Consider the following 19,832-nt stretch of genomic DNA (forward strand, 5'->3'; position numbering starts at 1 on the left):
AAGCGCCTCCTTCCGCTTTACCGCAAACAGCACAGCAGGGAGCCGCACGTGACCGAAACGCCAGACCTCATCTACAAGATTGCCACGGCCGCTTCCTTCGCGCCGGCAAGGCTTTCCGGCCACTATGATGGCATGCCGATCGATGCCGAAGATGGCTATCTTCACTTCTCGACCGCCGCCCAGCTCGCCGAAACCCTCCGTCTCCACTTCAAGGGCCAGTCCGGCCTCGTGATCCTCGCCGTCCGCACGGCGGACCTGCCCGAGCTGGTCTGGGAGCCGTCACGCGGCGGCCAGATGTTTCCGCATCTTTATGGCGGCCCGCTGCCGCTAACGGCGGTCGAGTGGGAGGCATCCGTCGATGTCGATGCCGAGGGCAATTGCACCCTGCCAGAGGCTGTCCGGTGATCCTTTCCGCCCTTGCTCCGCTGCTGCGCCTTCAGGGTCTTCAATCGCTGACGCGCGACACGCTCCTGCGCATGGACCCCGAAACGGCGCATGGCGCGACCATCAGCGCCCTGCGACTGGGCCTTGCGCCGACCCAACAGGACAAGGACGCAGCCGAACTCGCGACCACGCTTTGCGGGCTCAATCTCGCCAATCCCGTCGGCATGGCTGCGGGCTTCGACAAGAATGCCGAAGTGCCGCGCCAGCTGGCGCTGATGGGTTTTGGCATGGTCGAGATTGGTACCGTCACCCCGCGACCGCAGCAGGGCAATGCCGCCGCCGCGCCTGTTCCGCATCCCCGAGGCCGAAGGCGTCATCAATCGCATGGGCTTCAACAATGCGGGCCACGATGCCGCCTTCGAACGCCTCAAGGGCCTGCGCGTGCCTGCGGCGCTCGGCGTCAATATCGGCGCCAACAAGGACAGCACCGATTTCGTCGCCGACTATGTGCTGGGCGTCCAGCGCTTCGCCGACCTCGCCGATTACCTCACTGTCAACGTCTCGTCGCCCAATACGCCCGGCCTGCGCAATCTCCAGGCCGACGAAGCGCTGCGGCGGCTTTTGGGCGAAGTGCTGAGCGCCCGCGCCAAGGCCAGGACGCGCGTCCCGGTACTCCTCAAGATCGCCCCCGATCTCGACCTCGCCGGCATGGATGCCGTGGCCCGTGTTATCCTCGACACCGACCTCGATGGCCTTATCGTTTCCAACACCACGATCAGCCGCGATCCGGTCTCGGGCATGGAAAATGCCAGCGAAACCGGCGGTCTCTCCGGCAAGCCACTGTTCGCGCTCTCTACCCAGCGCCTTGCCCAAGTGCGCCAGCGCGTCGGCAGCTTGCCCATCGTCGGCGTCGGCGGCGTCCATTCCCCGCAAACCGCGCTCGCCAAGTTCGAAGCCGGCGCTGACGCCATCCAGTTCTACTCGGCCCTGGTCTTTGGCGGCCTCGACCTGCTCGACCGCGTCAAGCGCGGCCTCGTCGCTGCCGTCCGCGCGCAAGGTAAACGTAATATTTCTGAGCTCGTCGGCACCAAGGTGGACGACTGGGCCGAAGGGCGCCTCTAAGCCTCGACCACCAGCTCGATCACCACGTCGGCCCGATCGCGCGAGCCTTCGACCAGCTCGTAATTGGGCAGGTCGTTGCGCGCGATATGGGCGCGGTTGCGCTCTTCCGTGAAAAGCCCTTCTTCCCCATGCCGGCGCAAAAGCCGCGCTTCGACCATGTCGCGCGGCACGTGGATGAAGACTGCGTAATCGAGCAGCGACCGTACGCCCGCCCAGGTCCTTCGGTCAGCAACAGGTAATTGCCCTCGACCACCAGCGCCCGTGCCTCCGGCTGCACGGTAAAGGCGTCCTCGACCGTATCCTCGATCTTGCGGCTATAACCCGGCCCGCTCACCGGCTCGGTGGCGCGCTTGAGGTGGTGGAGAAAGCTCACGAACTCCGCGCCCTCGAATGTATGCGGCGCGCCTTTGCGGTCGGTCTCCCCAGCTCTTCGAGCTTGGCATGCTTGATGTGAAAGCCATCCATCGGCACCAGCGCCGCGCTGCCCGGCTTGACCGCGTTGACCATAGTGACGAGCTCTGCCGCGAGCGTCGACTTGCCGACCCCCGGGCCACCCGCGAGGCCAATGGCGATCCGCTGCCCACCGGCTGCACTTTCCATCTGCAGAATATGCGGCACCAGCCGCGCCAGAGCCTCGGCCGGCGTCAGCCGCAAGACGCTCATCGGCCACCCCGCGCGAGGCGCATCAAGAGCCATATCGGCACCACGACCGCTGCACCGGCAAGAACATAGCCGATGATCTGCCGGACGATGCCGCCACCATCCCGTAGCGCCTCGCGCACCGCATCCACCGCGCCGCGCAGCAGGTCGCTGGCATTGAAGCCAAAGACCGACATCACGAAGCCGACCAGGAGCGATATCAGCACCAGGCGCATCACCACCGAGCTCGGCCGTCCGCCAAACAAGCGCTCGGCGCCGGAACGAGTCTGAGGCCTATAGTCTTCTGTCATCGGTCCGCTCCGTTTGGCAGTGTTCACGCCATCATATAGTCTTGCGGAGCAATTGCAGTAGGTCACTCGTGTCAACTTTGCCGGCATCCTTGCCAAAAGTCATCGCCGACTGGTTCGCCACCCGCAATTGGGCCCCCGCCAACATCAGCTCGACGTCCTTGCGTCCTACCAGCGCGGCGCCTCGCAATTGCTGATTGCCCCCACCGGCGCCGGCAAGACCCTGGCCGGTTTCCTTCCGACGCTGACCGAACTGGTCGACGGCAAGTTCGATGGCCTTCACACCCTCTACATTTCCCCCTCAAGGCCCTCGCCGTCGACGTGCAGCGCAATCTGTCGACGCCGATCGACGAGATGAAACTGCCGATCAAGGTGGAAGCCCGCACCGGCGACACCTCCGCTGCCAAGCGCGCGCGCCAGCGCACCAGCCCGCCGCATGTGCTGATGACGACGCCCGAGCAGCTTGCGCTCCTGATCAGCCACCCCAAGGCAGAACTGATGTTCGGCAGCCTCCGCCGCGTCGTGCTGGACGAACTCCATGCCTTGGTCACCAACAAGCGCGGCGAACTGCTCTCGCTCGGCCTTGCGCGGCTCGCGACCCTTGCGCCCGAAATGCGCATCACCGCGCTCAGCGCCACCGTGGCCCGGCCCGATCTCTTGCAGGAATGGATCGCCCAACCGAACCTCGACCGACCCACCGATCTCCTGCGCATGGTCGGCGGCGCGCCACCGGAATTGGCAATTCTCGAAACCGAAGAGCGGCTGCCCTGGGCCGGGCACTCGGCCAAGTACGCCCACCATGAACTGCTCGACATCATCCGCGCCCACAAGACGACGCTCCTCTTCGTCAACACCCGCTCGCAGGCCGAAATGCTGTTTTCCGGCCTGTGGGACATCAACGAGGAAATGTTGCCGATCGCCCTCCACCACGGTTCGCTTTCGGTCGAGCAGCGCCGCAAGGTCGAGGCGGCGATGGCCGACGGGCGGCTCAAGGCCGTGGTCTGCACCTCGACCCTCGATCTTGGCATCGACTGGGGCGATGTCGATCTCGTGGTCCAGATCGGCGCGCCCAAGGGCTCCTCGCGCATGCTGCAGCGCATCGGCCGCGCCAATCACCGGCTCGATGATGCGTCCAAGGCCCTGCTGGTGCCCTCCAATCGCTTCGAAGTGCTCGAATGCGAGGCGGCGGTGGAAGCCGTCGCCGAAGGTCATCAGGATAGCGAAGACCCCCAGCCCGGCGGCTATGACGTCCTGGCCCAGCACGTCCTCGGCGGCATGGCTTGCGCCGCGCCCTTCTTTGCCGACGATCTCTATGTTGAAGTCCTCCGCGCCTGGCCCTTCCGCGACCTGCCGCGCGGACAGTTCAACCGCGTGCTCGAATTCGTTGCCACCGGCGGCTACGCGCTCCAGGCCTATGAACGCTATGCCCGCCTGCGCCAGACCGAGGACGGGATGTGGCGCATCGCCAACCCCAAGGTCGCCCAGCAATACCGCCTCAACATCGGCACCATCGTCGAAGAGCCGATGATCAAGGTGCGCCTGGTGCGGGGCAGGGGGCAAAAGACCGGCCGCACCACGGGCCCGATCGGTGCCGGCGGCCGTGTCCTCGGCGAAATGGAAGAATACTTCTTCGGCCAGATGACCATAGGCGACACTTTCATTTTCGGCGGCGAGATCGTCGCCTTCGAGGGCATGAAGGACAACGAGGCCTATGTGTCGCGCGCCTTCTCCAAGGATCCCAAGATCCCGACCTATGGCGGCAGCCGCTTTCCGCTGTCGACCTATCTGGCCGAGCGCGTCCGCCGCATCATGGATTCTCCCGATGAGTGGAGCAAAATGCCCGACCAGGTTTCCGACTGGCTGCGGCTGCAACGCGACATCTCGGTCATGCCGCGCCGCGATAGTCTCCTGGTCGAGACCTTTCCGCGCGGCACGCAGTACTACATGGTCTGCTACCCCTTCGAAGGCCGGCTTGCGCACCAGACCCTGGGCATGCTGCTGACCCGGCGGCTCGAGCGCATGCGCGCCCGCCCGCTCGGCTTTGTCGCCTCCGAATATTCGCTGGCCATCTGGGGGCTGGGCAACCTCTCGGCGCTGATCCGTACCGACCGCCTCTCGCTCGACGAGCTTTTCGACGAAGACATGCTCGGCGACGATCTGGAATCCTGGCTCGATGAATCGGCGCTGATGAAGCGCACCTTCCGCAACTGTGCCGTCATCGCCGGGCTGATCGAGCGCCGCCATCCGGGCAAGGAGAAGACCGGTCGGCAGATCACGATGAGTTCAGATCTGATCTACGACGTGCTTTACGCCCATGAGCCCGACCACATTTTGATCCAGGCGACGCGCCACGATGCCGCCCGCGGGCTCCTCGATATCGGGCGTTTGGGCCAGATGCTGACGCGCATCCGGCACCACATCGTCCATAAGCCGCTGGAGCGTGTCTCGCCCCTGGCCGTGCCCATCCTCCTCGATATCGGCCGCGAGATCATTCATGGCGAAGGCCGCGAATCAGCTATGGCGGAAGCTGCAGACGAGCTTATCCGCGAGGCTTTGGGCGAGAAGTGACCCGCCGGGCCGATAGGCCTTTTCGGCGGGACCACGATGAACCATATGCAAAGCGCTGCCCTTTCGGCCCCCGTCACGGAAACAGTCTTGCTGCGTTTTGCCGGCCACAATTTCGAACCGCTGCCGTCGGGCGCCCTGTTCTGGCGCGCGCAGTCGACCCTGCTTGTCGCCGACCTGCATTTCGAGAAGATGGCAAGCTTTGCCCGCAAGGGGCAGATGCTGCCGCCTTATGACACGGCGATGACCATCACCCGGCTCGAGACGGACCTCCGTCGCACCGGCGCGAAGCGCCTCTTGTCGCTGGGCGATACCTTTCATCGTCCGGACTCGAGTTCGCTGCTCACCCCGGCCGATCGGCTGCGGCTGGATACGATCTGCGACACGGTCGAATGCATCTGGCTTTCAGGCAACCACGACCCGATCGCACACTGCATCGGCGGCACCTGCCTGCCGGAAATACAGGTCGAGGGCCTGACCTTCATCCACCACCCCTCCAAGGGCGCCAAGGGCCATGTCAGCGGCCATCTTCACCCGGCCGCGCGCATCGCCATGGACGGCCGCACCGCGCGCAAGCCCTGCTTCGTCCATGACAACCGGCTGATGATCCTGCCCGCCTATGGCAGCTCCGCCGGCAATATCAACATCCTGTCGCCGGCCTTTTTCGGCCTCTTCCACATGCCCGCGCTCGAAGTCACCATGCTCCGGCCGCGACCGACCACCTATCCGGTGCCCACCAAGCGATTGGTCAACGGCTAGCGCTTGAAGATCACGCCGCCCAGCCAACCGGTAAAGAGCGCGAGGATCACGCAGGCAATGCCGTAAAGCAGTGGATACTGCGTTGCCGACTGAGCGAGGAAGCGCTCGAAATCGATCTTGCGCACCGCAAAGCCTTCGGACTTGCGGGCAATCAACTCACCATTCTTGAAAAGATAGGTCTGGGCGATGTAGGGCCCCGGCGGCGCGCTGCTCGGAAGGGTCAGTTGCGCCGTGTAGAACGTGTCCGACATAAACTGCACGCCGGTTTCCTGTACGCCGAAGAGCCCGTCCTCAGACATCAGCCGGATCAGCTCGCGCCCGAAATTGAGCGTCTTCATGAAGCCGGCCGGGTTTGGCGCCATGGCGTAGGATTCGGGCAGGATGTAATTGGCGTTAAGCGTCGCGATATCGCTGATCTCGAGCAGGCGCTTGTTCGAGAGCACGTGAAAATAGCTCGGGAAACGCCGGAATTCGACCTGTTCGGTATTGAGCCAGATGCCGAAATTGTTGGTCTTCTCGCGCGCCACCCGATCCTGCGTCGGCCCGAGGACGACGATCACCACTTGGAACGGGCCGCTGACCGTCTGCTCGGTCGCGCCCGCTTCCGGCGCGATCGTGCCGAAAAAGGTCAGCCGCTCGCCATCAAAGCTCGAAGTGATTTGCACCGTGTCGTTGGAAACGCCCGAAATCAGCCGCTGCGCCTGCGCCGGCAGAGCGAAGCTGAGGAGCACCGCAAAAAGTGCCAGCAGCCTCGTCATCGCGTAACGGCCATGCTGAACGGATCCGCCGGCGCCAGCACCAGCGAGAGGCCGAAGCGGATGGCGACGGCGAGGATCAGGAGCGCGAGGAGCCCGCGCAATTGTTCGCCGCGCAGGTTCTTGCCCGCGGCGGCACCGAATTGCGCACCGGCAACGCCACCCACCATAAGGCAGAAGGCAAGCAGGATGTCGACGCTCTGGCTCTGCACGGCGTGAAGGATCGTCGTCGCCGACATCATCGCCACGACCTGCGCCAGCGAGGTGCCAATCACCACATTGCCGGGCACCCGCAGCAGGTAGACCAGCGCCGGCACCATGATGAAGCCGCCGCCGATGCCGAGCAGTGAGCCGACAAAGCCGATAAAGAGCCCGATCGCGAGCACGGGCAGGACGCTGATATAGAGCCGCGATTTCTTGAAGCGCACGCGCCACGGCAGGCCATGGATCCAGCTATGCTGGTTGGGCAGCCGCTCGCGCACGACGATGCCCTGCCGATGCTTGAGGAGGGCGCGCACCGCTTCTTGCAGCATCAGGATGCCGACAAAGCCCAGAAGGATAAGAAAGCCGAGCGAGATAAAGAGGTCGAGCTGCCCCGCATCGCGCAATACGGCAAAGGTCGCGACGCCGCCAAATGCACCGAGCACGCCCGAAAGCACGAGATACATGGCCAGATGAAGGTCGATGCCGCCGCGCCGATAATGGCTCAAGGCACCCGAGGTCGAGGCGGCGACGACCTGCCCCGTCACCGAGGCGACGGCCACGGCGGTCGGCACGCCCGAAAAGATCAGCAAGGGCGTCAACAGGAACCCGCCCCCGACCCCGAACAGGCCCGACAGGAAACCGACCGCCCCTCCGATCCCCACGAGAAAGAAGAGGTTCACGGAAAGCTCGGCGATCGGCAGATAGATCTGCAAGATCCTTAGGTCCCGTAAAAGCCCGCCACAGCGGAAAAGAGGTATGGCCCGGGCTTATGTCCGGGCCATGGCAGTGTCAAATCTTTCTCCCGGCCATCAGACCGGTTGGCTTCCGAGCACAGCCAGGAGCCGCGGATTGACGGCGCCGCTTTCGCTCATGCCGGTATTGCGCTCGAAGGCGCTGATCGCGTCGCGCGTCTTGGGGCCGGCGACGCCATCGGGGGTGCCGAGGTCAAAGCCGAGCTTGTTGAGCGCCTGCTGCACCTTGGAAACGACTTCCCGGCTGCTGATCGCATCGCCCGGCGCGAAATCCTTGGTCCAGGTGCCGATCGGGGCGAAGTTGGCAGCAAAATCGACCGGCGCGATTTTCCAGGCATTGACCTCGTCATTGATGCGGCTGACGGCTTCGGCGGTGAGCGACTTGGCAATGTCGTCCTGCGCCTGCTTTGCGTCCTTGTCGCCGCTGAGCGCTGCCAGCGAGAACCACTTGTAGGACTGCTCGAAATCCTGCTCCACGCCAAGGCCGCGGGCATAAAGCATGCCCAGGTTGAACTGGCTGTCGGTCATGCCCAAGGCCGCGGCGCGGGCAAACCATTCCGAGGCAACCTCGAATTCCTGTTCGCCCATCTGCCCACCGGCATGGAGCGCGGCAAGATTGTGCATGGCCATGCGATTGCCCGCTTCGGCGCTGCGCTGGTACCAGAGCTTGGCCTGTTCGAGATCCTTTTCGACGCCGCTGCCGAGCTCATAGAGATTGCCCAGGCGGTATTGCGCCGGAACAAAGCCCTGCGCAGCCGAGCGCTCGTACCACTTGGCAGATTCTTCGGGGTTCTTTTCGACCGCACGGCCTTCGCCGAGGATCGCCGCCACTTCGAACTGAGCCTTGGCGTCGCCATTGGCAGCCGCCTCGCGCAGCGGCAGCGGGCCCACGGCTTCTGCCGGAAGTTCGAAAGGCTCGGCCACGGCTGCAGTCTCAGCCTCTTCTGGCGGAGCGACCGGGGTAAGGTCGGGTAAGGAAGGCGCCGCACCAAGGCTTGCCGGTGCGATCGCGACCGGGGCTTCGTCCGGCAGCAGGGCAGGGGCCGTAGGCGCCGTGATCTTGGCGTCGGCGGGCTTGCTGAACGTCATCGGCGCGCCCGGATTGATCGAGCCGGTAGCGGTCGGATCGACCATGTCGATGACGCGTGGCGGTGCGATCGTCGAAACATCACCCGCCGGCGCTTCTTCCGGAACGGCAGCGGCTTCTGGCGCAGGCGCCGGGTCGACGGTGTCTATGCGCTGCAACACGAGGTTCAGCGCCAGGAGCGACACCGCGACCAGCGTTGCCGCCAATAGCAGCGGACGGCGATGCTTGGTGAGGAAGCTTTCCTGCGCCACCTGCGGCATCGGCATACGCATGTCGGCAACCGGTGCGGCCGCAGCCTTCGGCTCGCGCTTGGCGCGGACCGGCTTTTCTTTTTCGGCTTTTCCGCAGGCTTGGCAACCGGCGCCACGGGCATGGCGTCGAGCGACACCTCTTCGGCATTCTCAACCTTGTCGGTCTTGTTCTGGCGCACGCGGGCCAGCGCCCGCCCGATCAGCGAGGTGCTGCCGGCGGCTGGTTTGACATCTTCCTGCTTGGCGCGCTGCGCGCGGCGAGCCGCGGCGACGAAGGTGCTGGTGCTGGTCGAGCCTACGGCCGCTTCCGGCGTTGGCGCCGGCGCACGGGGCGGCTCGGAGAAGGGATTGTTGTCCGGTTCGGCGAAGCTCGACTGCGGGCGCGGCGGACGCTGCACGCTTTCCGGATCGATGACCGGGACCGCAACTTCTTTTGCCGGCGAGGCCGCAGGCGCACGCGGCGCTGGCGTACGGCTCGGAGCCTGAGCCATCGGCTTGGGTCCGCGATCCACCAGCGGATGTTCATCGGCCGGATTGACCGGCATGGCGTCGCTCGGACCCTTGCTCAGAGTCTGGAGGATGGAGTCAAGCTTGTCGGTGCCGCCCTGGCGCGGCTGCGTCACCGCCTCGAACGCATCGTCCTTTAGCTCTGGCGCTGCGGCCTTGGCGGGCGCCGGAACCGGCGCAGGCGCCTCGTTGCGCTCGGCGAGCATGGCCTCGAGCCGCGTCAAGCGTTCCGCCGTATCCTTGCCGGCAGTATTGAGCAGCGAGGTCATGCGCTTTTCGAGCGCGTCGATATTGCCGTTCGTGTCCGGCGTCGCCGGCACCGAGCGCGCCACCGCCTCGGAGGTCCGGGTCGCCACGAGATCCGCAAGGCTTTCATAGTCCGGCGTCTTGCCGCCGATTTGATCAACCCGGTAATGCGGTCTTCGATGCTCTTTAGGCTGTCGGCGCCGAACATGGCGACCGGGGCGGTCGCCTTGCGCGCCACAGCTTCGCTGGTGCGCTCCGCGACCATCGTGGCCAGCGACTCAAAGTCCGGCCGGTCATCGCCTGAATTATAAAGCCGTGCGAGCCCATCGAGCTGCGCACCAGCATCGTCCATCCGTGCCATCAGCGCCGTCAGCTGGTTTTCGACCACGCTGGTATCCACCGGCACGATGCGGTCGCTCAGCGCCTCGATCTGGTTTTCCAGCCGCACGAAGCGCGGTTCGATCCCCTGCAGCACCGCAGCGCGCAAGCCGGCGATCTCGCCCTTGAGCGCCTGCACCTCAGCATTGCCTTCGATGGCCTCGATACGGTCGGCCATGGTTTCCACAAGGCCGATCAGCGCCTTGGGCGCCGCGGTATTGTCCTTCATCGCCTGGGTAAAGGCGGCCATCTCGCCGGTCAGCCGTTCGAAATCGACCGAGGACATCGCCACATTGCGCTCGATCGCATCGATCCGGTCATAGACCGAGCGTACGCTTGCCTCGATGCCTTCCATGGCCGGGGCCATTTTGGCGATTTCGGGCATGGCGCGCTGTTCGCGGCCGATTTCGCGCTCCATCTGCTGCGCCTGCAACTCGGCAAGCTTGCCCACGGTCGCCGACACATCGTCGAGCCGCTGGTTGATGGCCGAAAGGTCGGTCTTGGGCGCCTGTTCGATCATGACGCTGAGCGCCGCGATCTGCCCTTCGAGGCGCTTGACCTGTCCGGTTTCGCCGATGGCGCCAGCCAGCAGTTCCACGACCTGCGTCAGCTGCTCGACCTGGCTTGCGACCTCGCGCACGCTGCCAGCATTGCTGCGCTGCGACTTGAGCTCGCCCTCGAGGCGCTCCAGCCGCTGCGTCATGCCGGTGACGAGGCCATTGAGTTCGCGGATTTCACCGCCATCGCTAACGCGCCGCATCGGCATTGGTGCCGGCTGCCCCGGGGCGCCCTGGCGGCTGCGGATTTCGGCAATGGCGGACGTGAGGTCATCCACCACGGGCGCTTCGTCGTCATCGCGCTCGCTGAAGCGGTCGACCGCGCGCTTGACGGTGCGCAGCGCCTCGCGGCGGCGCAGCGTCGGTTCAGGCGCTTCCACCTGGTCGCGCAGATGCTGCATGCGACGGGAGAGGGCGCTCACCGCCGGCTCGGGCGCTTCTGCTTCCGCCGGTGCATAGCGGCTTTCGACCTTGTCGAGCAGGGCGACCAGTTCGCCGCGCAAGGCTTGCCACTCGCCCGCAGCCGGGTCACGGGAAAGGCCGGCAGTTTCCGATTGAGGGTAAGCGCGGGGCATGTGTGGTCCCTGTCAAAAAAGACGGCCCCCTCGTGATTCAGCACGAAGGTATAGGGGCCACACTGGCGAACTTATGGTAAAGAACCCGTTAAGCATTGTCGCAATATGCATTCACGAATGCCGGAAAGCCTTGTAGTTCCGGGTTAATATCGGCCCGGAAGACGAAAGGCCCGCTCATGACCCGCCGCCGCATCATCATAGTCGATGACCATCCCTTGTTCCGCGCTGCGCTGCGCCAGACCCTTGCCGGCGGCGACGCCACCGTCAGCGTCGAGGAAGCGGGCGATCTTGAAAACCTCAGTGCTGCGCTCGACGCCGATCGCGATTGCGACCTGGTGCTGCTCGACCTCAATATGCCGGGCGTCCGCGGGTTTTCCGGGCTCTTGCTGCTGCGCGCGCAATATCCGGACATCCCAGTGATGATCATTTCGGCAGTCGAGGACAATACGGTCGTACGCCGCGCCTTCGAGCTTGGCGCTGCCGGGTATTTGCACAAGTCCGTCGGCCCCACCGAAATCCGCCGCGCCATCGAAACCGTCCTGTCGGGCGAGGTTTTCGTCCCCACCGGCACGACGCTGGGCGGCGAGGATGAACAATCGGGCCTGATGAAGCGCCTTGCGACCCTCACGCCGCAACAGGTGCGCGTCTTGATGATGCTGAGCGATGGCCTGATGAACAAGCAGATCGCCTATGAGCTCACCATCTCGGAAGCCACCGTCAAGGCGCATGTCTCGGCGATCCTGCAAAAGCTCGATGTCGATAGCCGCACCCAGGCGGTGATCGCTGCTGCCCGCATCGAGGAAGGCCAGTTCGAAGCCCTGTTCTCCACCGGCGCAGAAAAAGCCTGAGCGATGAAGCCATCCATCTCGATCATCACCATCGGCGTCGACGACCTCGAACGCGCCTTCGCCTTCTACCGCGCCCTGTTCGACATTGCCGACGACCAGATCGGCGCCGGTGAAGACCACGTCGCCTTCTTCTTCGATGACGACTTTTCCTTCGTGCTGTTCCCGCGCGACCAGATCGCAGCCACCGCAGGCAAGCCGGAAAGCCTTGAAGGCACGCCCGGCTTCGTCCTCAGCCACCGCGCCGAAAGCGCCGAGGAAGTCGACACCATCCTCTCCCGCGTCCTCGTCGCCGGCGGCGCCATCATCACGCCGGGTACCGAGTCCGAATGGGGCTACTCCGCCTATTTCGAGGATAGCGAAGGCAATGTCTGGGAATTGATGGCGACCAAGTCGGTAGTGAACTGATCACAGTCAGCGCCACGAACTCGATTGTCACCCCGGGCCTGACCCGGGGCCCATCCTGAGCTCTCAAGCTGGGCCCCGGCCTTCGCCGGGGTGACATCCGGTGCGTGGTAATTGATTGCTTTAAAACCCGCCGCCGGTCTTGAACCCGCCGCCGCCCTTCTTGCCGCCACCGCCCATCGAGCCGGTACGCGGACGGGAAAAGCCACCGCCGGCACCGCCGCCCCAGCCGCCACCGAACCCGCCGCCGCGGGGCTTGCTGTTGCCGCCGCCGCCAAAGCTGCTGTCGGGCCAGCTCATGCCGCCCCCGTTGGAGGGGCCCCAAGGGCTGTTGCTGCGCGGCTGCCGCGTCCGCTGATACCCGGCGCCCCATTCATTGCCCGGTGCCCAGTTTTGGCTCTTGCGCCACTGGTCCCAATAGCTCGCCGCCGAAATGCCGCCACGCAGGAAATCGTTGAGCAGGTCACCCACAAGCCGGTCTTCGCCAAAACTGGACTGCGGGTCGTCGAAGCGCTGCTTCTTGAACTCCCACTGGATGTCTTCGAGCTCGCGCCGCCGCGCCGCCAGTGTCTTGAGGCGCTCGCGCTGGTCGCGGCTTTCCACTTCTTCCTCGCGCAATCGCGTGCGGGTATCGTCGATCTGGGCAACGATCGTGTCGTCCTGCCCGGTCCGCGTCCGCCGCGCTTCGGCCAGAAGCGTCTTGATGTCTTCGCGTCCAAGCGCTGCCGCAAGCTCCGCCGCCGCGCTCTCGAAGGCAGGGTCGCGCCCCTCAGCCAAGGCACGCAACGCTGCCGCCGCCTGGTCGCGCTGGTCTTCGCAGGCGACGATCTCGGCATCGAGCTTGGAGATCTCGCCTTCGGTCACCGCGATGGCATCGCGCAAGGGCTTGCCGCCGGCGGTGTCGACGGCTGCCGTTTCCAGCGCCACGAGCTCGGCCTCCGCAGCCTGCACATTGGCTTCCTGCTGCTCGGCATGCTCGCGCAGGCGCAACGGGATTTCGTTGAGCATGGCATAGTTCGGCCGCGCCTTGTGGTAGCCGACGAGGCTGGCAACGAGCCCATCCAAATAGCGCGTGAGATTGCCGGCCTTGTAGGCCGACGTGCCATAGCCGGCGTCCCAAAGATACATGAACAGCGGGTCGTCGCGATAAGGCTTGCCCTTGGCTTCGCGATCGGCTTCCACCTGCTCAGTCTTGCGCATCGATTGTTCGGCAATGCGATCGAGTTCTTCGGTCTCCGCTCGCTTGGCCTGGAACTGCGGGTCGGACCGCAGCTGCGCGGCGAGCGATGTGGTCAGCGTCTTGAGCGAAGCGCGCCGGTCTTCCAGAAGCGCCAGCGCCGCGCTCCGGCGTTCCACCAGCGCGGCGCGCTTGCGATCGAGATCGCTGATCGCTTCCTCGGCCTTCGCGACATCGCGTCCATGACCCTTGAGCATGTCGCGGGCGCGCATCTCGGCGCTCGAAATTTGCCCGTCGAGCTGCGATTGCACGGCGGGATCAAGCCGCAATTTTGCCAGCTGCCGGAACAGCTCGGCCTCGCTTTCCTTGATCTTGGTGACCCGCTCAGCCGAGCGCGCGACGCGGCGCGAGATCTCGTCCTCCTCGCGGCGGATGTCGCGCATTGCCTCTTCAAGGCTTGCCAACGCATGCGGTCCGCGAATGCTCATGGGTTTTCCCATTCCGTGACGGCGCCGCCCGAAACCGGCATCAGGTATTCGGGCTCGAGAAAGCCGTCGATCTTGCGGGCCACGATATTGGCCTGGATGATGCCGTCGTCGCGCTTGTCCGCCGCCACGCTGTCGTAGACAGCGGGCGGCACGCGCACGCCCCAGGTCGAGACCGTGTCGGTGCGGTTGGTTTCTTCGTTGAGCACCGGCAACTTGACCGGATTGCCATTCTCGTCGAGCGCTTCCACCACGAGGTAGAAATTGGTGGCATCGGTATTGTTGGACGGCGAGCGCCAGAAGCCGGAAAGCCCATCGAGATCGCCGACGATGCGCAGCGTATATTGCTGGCGCAGCAGGTCGCGCAGCTCGGTCATCTGCGCGACGACGCCTTCGGCCGCACTGCGATTGCCCTCGGCCGCAAGCGCCTTGCCGCGCGTCCTCAGGGCCTCGGCCTGGGTGACGGCCTGCTGCACCTTGGTTTCGTCGAAAATGGTCTCGTAGAGCGCGTCCATCTGCCCCGGCAGGCCTTCGCTGAGCTCGATGCGCGCCTGTTCTGCCTGGCCGCGCTCCAGCGGCTGGTAGATGCCGAAAAACCCAAAGCCGATGACCAGCAGCAAGCCGGCAATGGCGAGGAACGGCACGCCCCATTGCTTGCGGCTCACATAAAGCCGCGCCAGCGTCGTCCCAAAGCCCGGGGCAGGCGGGTCGTAGCTGAACCGCGCCCTCGGCAAGCGCCGCCACACCCTCCTTGAGGATGTGGTCCGGCACTTCAATGCCTTGCTGGTGATAAACCGAGCGCAACCGCTCGATCAGCTGCTTTTCGCGCGCCGCGCCGTCGAGTTCGCGCGTCACCAGGTCCTGCCGGTGACGGAGCGTGTCGACCACGTCCATCGCCAGCATGACTTCATCGAGGGGTGCTGCGGATTTCGCCGTCACGGTGCTCATGGGGGTGAGGTAGTCCAGCCCTTAGCTGCGGGTTTCAAGCAGAAGGGCATTGCCCTCCGCCGCAAGCGTTGCGAGGCGCCGCTTGCCGTCTTCCACGGCATCGCGGATTTCGGCCGAATTCTTGGTCGAGGCGACACGCATCTCGTTGATGATGGTGCGGCTCTTTTCCTGGAAGTTGACGACGCTATCGACGAGCTTCTTGACCGCATCGGCGCGCACCGTCGGGCCATAGCCGGCCCGCACGGCTTCTTCCTGCACCCGGTCGCCGATCTCGGAAAGCGTTTCGAGCGACTTGCTCATGCCCTCCTTCATGGCATTGAGCGTAGCCGTCGATTCATGCAGCCCGAACATGCCGGTAAACGATGCGGAAAGCGCCGTCAGCACCGTCTCGTTGGTCGAAAAGAACGAGATCGACTGCTGGTAGACGCGTTCCTTGGCATTGGTGGTCTGCATCAGCCGCGCCATTACGACTTCGGACGTGTTGTAGGAAATGGTGAGGTTGTCGGCCAGATCCTTGGCGATCTGGTAGCGCTTTTCCTCGTTCTGCATCTCGCGCAACCGCTCGTCGCGCGCCATCTCGAGACGCGCCCGGTCCGCCGGAATGGTGCCGGTGTAGGCGGCCAGCTCGTTCGCTGATCCCTGAAGGACGTTCTTCTTCTCTTCGAGGTGCTTTTCAGCGGTCGCCAGCACTTCGAGTGCCATCACTTCGGCCTGCTTGAGCGCGCCACGGAAATCGCGATAGGCCTCGAGGATCGTGTGTTCGCGGTCGATCTGGTCTTTGGTGTCCCGGTTGACCGCGAGATACGTGTCGCGGATCGAGTTGAAGCGCGTCGCGATGTCGCCGCGGCTGACTTTCATCCAGACATTCTGCACGCGCTCGCCGAAGTCGAGTTTGTTGTCCTGCAACTGGTCCACCAGCATCTTGGCGTCGTCGCGGATCGAATCGAAACCCTTGGTAATGTCCTCGTAGCGCTCGCCGATCTTCATCGCCGCGACCTGCTCGCGCACCACTTCGTTGAAAGCCGAAGCCTGGCTCAGCGTTCGGCCGATCAGGATGACGCGCGTTTCATCGAGCTCGGTAATCTGCTCCAAAAGCCCGATAATCGGCTGTTCGCCCTGCGTTTCCGGCCAGATGCCAAGCTCGCGGATCGCCCCCACCGCCTTGTCCAGATACTGCAATGGCCGCTCGCTCAGCGCCTTCGTGGTCTGGGTCGTGGTGCTTGCGGTGGTGGTGGCTTGGTCGGTCATGCTCGGCTCCTCGCTGAACGGATTGCGGCCCGCTGGAAACTAGATTGCGTCTGGCGTCCCCCTGACAATTGCAACTCGTGGATCAGCCGACTATTTAGTCCATATTGGTGCGCAAAAGCCGCACGTAAAGATTGGGTTCGGCAATGTTTTCTGCCCCGCGCGCTGCTCGGTTCGGCTGATGGATTTTGGTGGACGCTATCGCATCGCCGCCAGCCGCGACGCCGTCTGGTCAGCCCTCAACAATCCCGATGTCCTCAAAGCCGCCATTCCCGGCTGCAGCCACATCGCCTGGTCCGGTCCCGATACGCTCGACCTCGCGATCACCGTCAATCTGGGCATGGTCAAGCCGACCTTTAAAGGCGAGCTGGCCCTTTCCAATGTCGTCCCCGCGCAAAGCTATACGCTGTCCGGCCGCGGCAAGGGCGGGCTCATGGGCATGGCGGAAGGCGCCGCCAACATCACCCTCGCCGATGACGGTGATGCGACACTTTTGGCCTTCACCGCCGAAGGCGGCGCTTCCGGCCAGGTCATGAAGCTCGGCAAGGCCATCGTCGGCAATTCCGCCCAGCGCATCATCGATGGCTTCTTCGAGCGCTTTGCCACCGCCATGGGCGCCGAGATCGAACCGCTGGGCACGCCTTAACCGTCTGCTAACCATAGCAAAATTCGCCTTTGCTGCGCCACGATTTCGCCGCTGCCGCTGCGTTAGAGATAAATCCGACCTTTCCAATTTATCTCAAATTGCACCATGACCACTCAGTCTCGCGACAGCATTGCTCTTTACGTCATTGCCGCGCTTGCCGTGCTCGTCACGCTTTATGCCGACCTCGATTTCGGCCGTTTGTTCGAGGCGATGCTGGCGCGCTGGTAGCGGGCGGCTTGCCCCTATTGTGGGCGAAAGCTGCCTGCATCTGCGGCAGTGCACCTCAAATTTGACCAACCGGAAAAATATCGCGCCTCCCCTCTTGCGAAGGGCGTCATTGCACGATTTTATCGCCAGCTAGCGCAGGCGGCTTAGAGGGCTCTGGCCTTTGCGGCGTCGCGATACAGGGAGATAAAACAATGACAATTTCCAAACTTACCAAGGCCATCGCTGGCGGCGTGGCGCTGAGCGCGGTTCTTGCCGGCGCTGCCTTCGCCGATCCCGCCGTGATCTATGATGGCGGCGGCAAGTTCGACGCGTCCTTCAACGAAGCTGCCTATAACGGCGCGACCCAGTGGAAGACCGAGACCGGCGGCAATTTCGGCGAACTCGAAATTTCGAGCGACGCCCAGCGCGAACAGTTCCTGCGCCAGTTCGCCGAGCGTGGTTACTCCCCATCGTCACCCCGGGCTTCAACTTCGTGACCGCGCTTGAAACCGTGGCCCCCGAATTCCCCGACACGCACTTCGTTATCCTCGACGCCGTCGTCGATCTGCCCAACGTGCGCTCGGTTCTGTTCAAGGAACAGGAGGGCTCCTACCTCGTCGGCATGCTCGCCGCCATGAAGTCCGAAAGCGGCACCATCGGCGTCGTCCCGGCCTTCAATCTCGATCTGCTCGAAGCCTTTGCTTGCGGTTACAAGCAGGGCGCCGTCGCGGTGAACCCCGACATCAACGTCCTCGAAACCTATATCGGCACCGGTTTTGACGCCTTCAACGATCGCCCGCGCGCCGTTGAAGTCGCCCAGTCCCAGCTCGACCAGGGTGCCGACGTTGTGTACCAGGTTGCCGGCGGTGCCGGTGCAGGCGTGCTGCAGGCCGCAGCCGACGCCGGCAAGTTCTCGATCGGCGTCGACAGCAACCAGAACCACCTCTATCCCGGTTCGGTCCTGACCTCGATGGTCAAGCGCGTCGACGTTGCCACCTACAACGCCTTCATGGACGAACAGAACGGCACCTGGTCTGCCGGCACCATCGTTCTCGGCCTTGCCGAAGATGGCGTCGATGCCGCTTTCGACGACAACAACGCCTCGCTCATCACCGACGAGATGAAGACCGCCGTTGAAGCCGCCAAGGCACAGATCATTGCCGGCGAGCTCGAAGTTCACGACTACCGCACCGATCAGGCCTGCCCGGTCTGATGCAGGGTCGGAACTGATCCCCTGATGGTCACCAAGCAATCATCGCAGCGACTGGAAACAGTCGCTGCAGCGTCTCCGGCCATCGAGCTGCGGCGCATCAACAAGCATTTTGGTCCGGTCCACGCCAACAAGGACATCGACCTCCTTGTCCGTCGCGGTACGGTGCACGGCATCGTCGGCGAAAACGGCGCCGGCAAATCGACGCTGATGTCGATCCTTTATGGCTTCTACACCGCCGATAGCGGCGAAATCCTCGTCAACGGCACCCCCACGCCATTACCGACAGCCGCCACGCCTTGGCGCTCGGCATCGGCATGGTGCACCAGCATTTCATGTTGGTCGAAAATTTTACCGTCCTTGAAAACATCGTTCTGGGCGCCGAGGACTCGCGCCTGCTCGACACTTCGCTGCGCCGCGCGCGCGAACAGCTGCGCGCCCTCGCCAAGGATTACGGCCTCGAGGTCGATCCCGATGCCATTATCGAGGATCTCTCGGTCGGCCAGCAGCAGCGTGTCGAAATCCTGAAGGCGCTCTATCGAGGCGCCGAAATCCTCATTCTCGACGAGCCTACCGGCGTTTTGACACCCGCCGAGGCCGATCACCTGTTCCGCATCCTCCGCACCCTGCGCGACGAAGGCAAGACCATCATTCTCATCACGCACAAGCTGCGCGAGATCATGGCCATTACCGACGAAGTCTCGGTCATGCGCCAGGGCGCCATGGTCAAGACCCTCGAAACTGCCCAGACCTCGCCGGCCGAAATTGCCGAAGCCATGGTCGGTCGCCGCGTCCTCTTGCGCGTCGAAAAGGACCAAGCTGCGCCCGGCAAGGTCATGCTCGAAGTCAAGAACCTCGTCGTTGCCGACGATTTCAAGATCCCGCGCGTCAAGGATGTGAGCTTTTCCGTGCGTGCCGGCGAAATTGTCGGCCTTGCCGGCGTTTCCGGCAATGGCCAGAGCGAGCTTCTCGAAGCCATCACCGGCATGCGCGACCAGACCTCCGGCACCGTCTACCTCAACGGCCAGGCGCTCTCGCTCGAAGGTGATGACGGCGCTGCCCGCGCCCGCGCTGCCGGCCTCGCCCACGTGCCCGAAGACCGCTTGCGCATGGGTCTCGTCACCAATTTTCAAGCCTGGGAAAACACTGTTCTCGGCTATCAGGACAAGTATGGCGGCGGCCCCGGCCTCTCCATTGCCGACGCCAAGGCGGCGGCGCGCGAGCACATCGCCAAGTTCGACATCCGGCCCACCAATGCCGAACTCAAGACCGCCAACTTCTCCGGCGGCAATCAGCAAAAGATCGTGCTGGCGCGCGAAATGGAGCGCGATCCCGACGTTCTGGTGATCGGCCAGCCGACCCGCGGCGTCGATATCGGCGCTATCGAATTCATCCACAACGAAATCATCAAGATGCGCGACGAGGGCAAGGCCATCCTCCTCGTCTCAGTCGAACTCGATGAAATCCGCTCGCTCTCGGACCGCATCCTCGTTATGTTTGATGGGCACATCGTCGGCGAAGCCGATCCGGCCACCGCCGATGAAGGCGCGCTCGGCCTCCTCATGGCTGGCGTTA

At 64.1% G+C, this 19,832-nt stretch carries 17 protein-coding genes and 5 pseudogenes; 10 read left to right on the forward strand and 12 right to left on the reverse strand.

What is annotated here, in order from left to right; genetic code table 11:
* The first annotated feature begins 48 nt into the window (after positions 1–48).
* Together G5575_RS20105 and G5575_RS05635 are read left to right on the forward strand one after the other, a co-directional pair.
* Positions 49–405, forward strand: coding sequence for a DUF952 domain-containing protein (locus G5575_RS20105; RefSeq protein WP_164533431.1), 357 nt, complete (start codon positions 49–51; stop codon positions 403–405).
* A gap of 71 nt (positions 406–476) precedes the next feature.
* Positions 477–1,506: pseudogene (locus tag G5575_RS05635) on the forward strand (quinone-dependent dihydroorotate dehydrogenase).
* On the opposite strand, the gene G5575_RS05640 reads toward G5575_RS05635, so the two are convergent.
* The 3 genes from G5575_RS05640 to G5575_RS05650 form a co-directional block, all read right to left on the reverse strand.
* Entirely contained in the window at positions 1,503–1,676 is a 174-nt protein-coding gene (locus tag G5575_RS05640; protein ID WP_164533432.1) for a nucleoside/nucleotide kinase family protein, read from the reverse strand. The pseudogene G5575_RS05635 and the gene G5575_RS05640 sit on opposite strands and share 4 nt — an antisense overlap.
* A 199-nt stretch (positions 1,677–1,875) precedes the next feature.
* Positions 1,876–2,169 carry a hypothetical protein gene (locus G5575_RS05645; protein ID WP_164533433.1) on the reverse strand — a complete coding sequence of 98 codons (294 nt, stop codon included), beginning with the start codon at positions 2,167–2,169 and terminating at the stop codon, positions 1,876–1,878.
* Positions 2,166–2,456, reverse strand: a complete 291-nt coding sequence (locus G5575_RS05650; protein ID WP_164533434.1) for a DUF6460 domain-containing protein — start codon at positions 2,454–2,456, stop codon at positions 2,166–2,168. The genes G5575_RS05645 and G5575_RS05650 overlap by 4 nt, the downstream gene beginning before the upstream one ends.
* Before the next feature lie 68 nt (positions 2,457–2,524).
* Between G5575_RS05650 and G5575_RS05660 the strand changes: the two are divergent.
* Positions 2,525–5,021 (forward strand): annotated as a pseudogene (locus tag G5575_RS05660) (ligase-associated DNA damage response DEXH box helicase).
* A gap of 36 nt (positions 5,022–5,057) precedes the next feature.
* A complete protein-coding gene (pdeM, locus tag G5575_RS05665; protein WP_164533435.1) occupies positions 5,058–5,777 on the forward strand; it encodes a ligase-associated DNA damage response endonuclease PdeM in 720 nt (239 codons plus the stop codon).
* On the opposite strand, the gene G5575_RS05670 is transcribed toward pdeM, so the two are convergent.
* The 5 genes from G5575_RS05670 to G5575_RS05690 all read right to left on the reverse strand — a co-directional run bounded on the left by G5575_RS05670 (position 5,774) and on the right by G5575_RS05690 (position 11,089).
* Entirely contained in the window at positions 5,774–6,535 is a 762-nt protein-coding gene (locus G5575_RS05670) for a TIGR02186 family protein (RefSeq protein WP_164533436.1), read from the reverse strand. The genes pdeM and G5575_RS05670 overlap by 4 nt on opposite strands.
* Complete coding sequence (locus G5575_RS05675; protein ID WP_164533437.1) at positions 6,532–7,449, reverse strand: sulfite exporter TauE/SafE family protein; 918 nt, start codon at positions 7,447–7,449, stop codon at positions 6,532–6,534. The genes G5575_RS05670 and G5575_RS05675 overlap by 4 nt, the downstream gene beginning before the upstream one ends.
* Before the next feature lie 96 nt (positions 7,450–7,545).
* A complete protein-coding gene (locus tag G5575_RS05680) occupies positions 7,546–8,847 on the reverse strand; it encodes an SEL1-like repeat protein (protein WP_164533438.1) in 1,302 nt (433 codons plus the stop codon).
* A complete protein-coding gene (locus tag G5575_RS05685; RefSeq protein ID WP_164533439.1) occupies positions 8,742–9,653 on the reverse strand; it encodes a hypothetical protein in 912 nt (303 codons plus the stop codon). The genes G5575_RS05680 and G5575_RS05685 overlap by 106 nt, the downstream gene beginning before the upstream one ends.
* The gene (locus G5575_RS05690; protein ID WP_164533440.1) at positions 9,599–11,089 is read right to left on the reverse strand and encodes a coiled-coil domain-containing protein; all 1,491 of its coding nucleotides are present in this window, start codon (positions 11,087–11,089) and stop codon (positions 9,599–9,601) included. Before G5575_RS05690 ends, G5575_RS05685 begins: the two co-directional genes overlap by 55 nt.
* Positions 11,090–11,265: 176 nt before the next feature.
* Between G5575_RS05690 and G5575_RS05695 the strand changes: the two genes are divergently transcribed.
* Positions 11,266–11,937, forward strand: coding sequence for a response regulator (locus G5575_RS05695; protein WP_164533441.1), 672 nt, complete (start codon positions 11,266–11,268; stop codon positions 11,935–11,937).
* 3 nt (positions 11,938–11,940) lie between these two features.
* Positions 11,941–12,342, forward strand: a complete 402-nt coding sequence (locus G5575_RS05700) for a VOC family protein (RefSeq protein ID WP_164533442.1) — start codon at positions 11,941–11,943, stop codon at positions 12,340–12,342.
* Positions 12,343–12,462: 120 nt separating this feature from the next.
* On the opposite strand, the gene G5575_RS05705 is transcribed toward G5575_RS05700, so the two are convergent.
* The 4 genes and pseudogenes from G5575_RS05705 to G5575_RS05715 all read right to left on the reverse strand — a co-directional run bounded on the left by G5575_RS05705 (position 12,463) and on the right by G5575_RS05715 (position 16,197).
* Positions 12,463–14,004, reverse strand: coding sequence for a coiled-coil domain-containing protein (locus G5575_RS05705; RefSeq protein WP_164533443.1), 1,542 nt, complete (start codon positions 14,002–14,004; stop codon positions 12,463–12,465).
* Entirely contained in the window at positions 14,001–14,735 is a 735-nt protein-coding gene (locus G5575_RS05710; RefSeq protein ID WP_164533444.1) for a DUF6384 family protein, read from the reverse strand. The genes G5575_RS05705 and G5575_RS05710 overlap by 4 nt, the downstream gene beginning before the upstream one ends.
* Before the next feature lie 16 nt (positions 14,736–14,751).
* Positions 14,752–14,949: pseudogene (locus tag G5575_RS22135) on the reverse strand (DUF6384 family protein); the annotation flags it as partial.
* Between the two features lie 21 nt (positions 14,950–14,970).
* Positions 14,971–16,197: a cell surface protein gene (locus tag G5575_RS05715; protein ID WP_164533445.1), complete on the reverse strand. Its 1,227-nt coding sequence runs from the start codon at positions 16,195–16,197 to the stop codon at positions 14,971–14,973.
* 178 nt (positions 16,198–16,375) lie between these two features.
* On the opposite strand from G5575_RS05715, the gene G5575_RS05720 reads away from it, so the two are divergent.
* From G5575_RS05720 to G5575_RS05730, 4 genes and pseudogenes are all read left to right on the forward strand, one after another.
* Positions 16,376–16,840, forward strand: a complete 465-nt coding sequence (locus G5575_RS05720) for a CoxG family protein (RefSeq protein ID WP_164533446.1) — start codon at positions 16,376–16,378, stop codon at positions 16,838–16,840.
* A 105-nt stretch (positions 16,841–16,945) separates the two neighbouring features.
* Positions 16,946–17,068: a hypothetical protein gene (locus G5575_RS20990; protein ID WP_267911592.1), complete on the forward strand. Its 123-nt coding sequence runs from the start codon at positions 16,946–16,948 to the stop codon at positions 17,066–17,068.
* Positions 17,069–17,259: 191 nt separating this feature from the next.
* Positions 17,260–18,260 (forward strand): annotated as a pseudogene (locus G5575_RS05725) (BMP family lipoprotein).
* Positions 18,261–18,284: 24 nt separating this feature from the next.
* A pseudogene (locus tag G5575_RS05730) lies at positions 18,285–19,831 on the forward strand (ABC transporter ATP-binding protein); the annotation flags it as partial.
* Position 19,832 lies beyond the last annotated feature (1 nt).

It is taken from the genome of Devosia aurantiaca (assembly GCF_011058215.1).
GTDB lineage: Bacteria > Pseudomonadota > Alphaproteobacteria > Rhizobiales > Devosiaceae > Devosia > Devosia aurantiaca.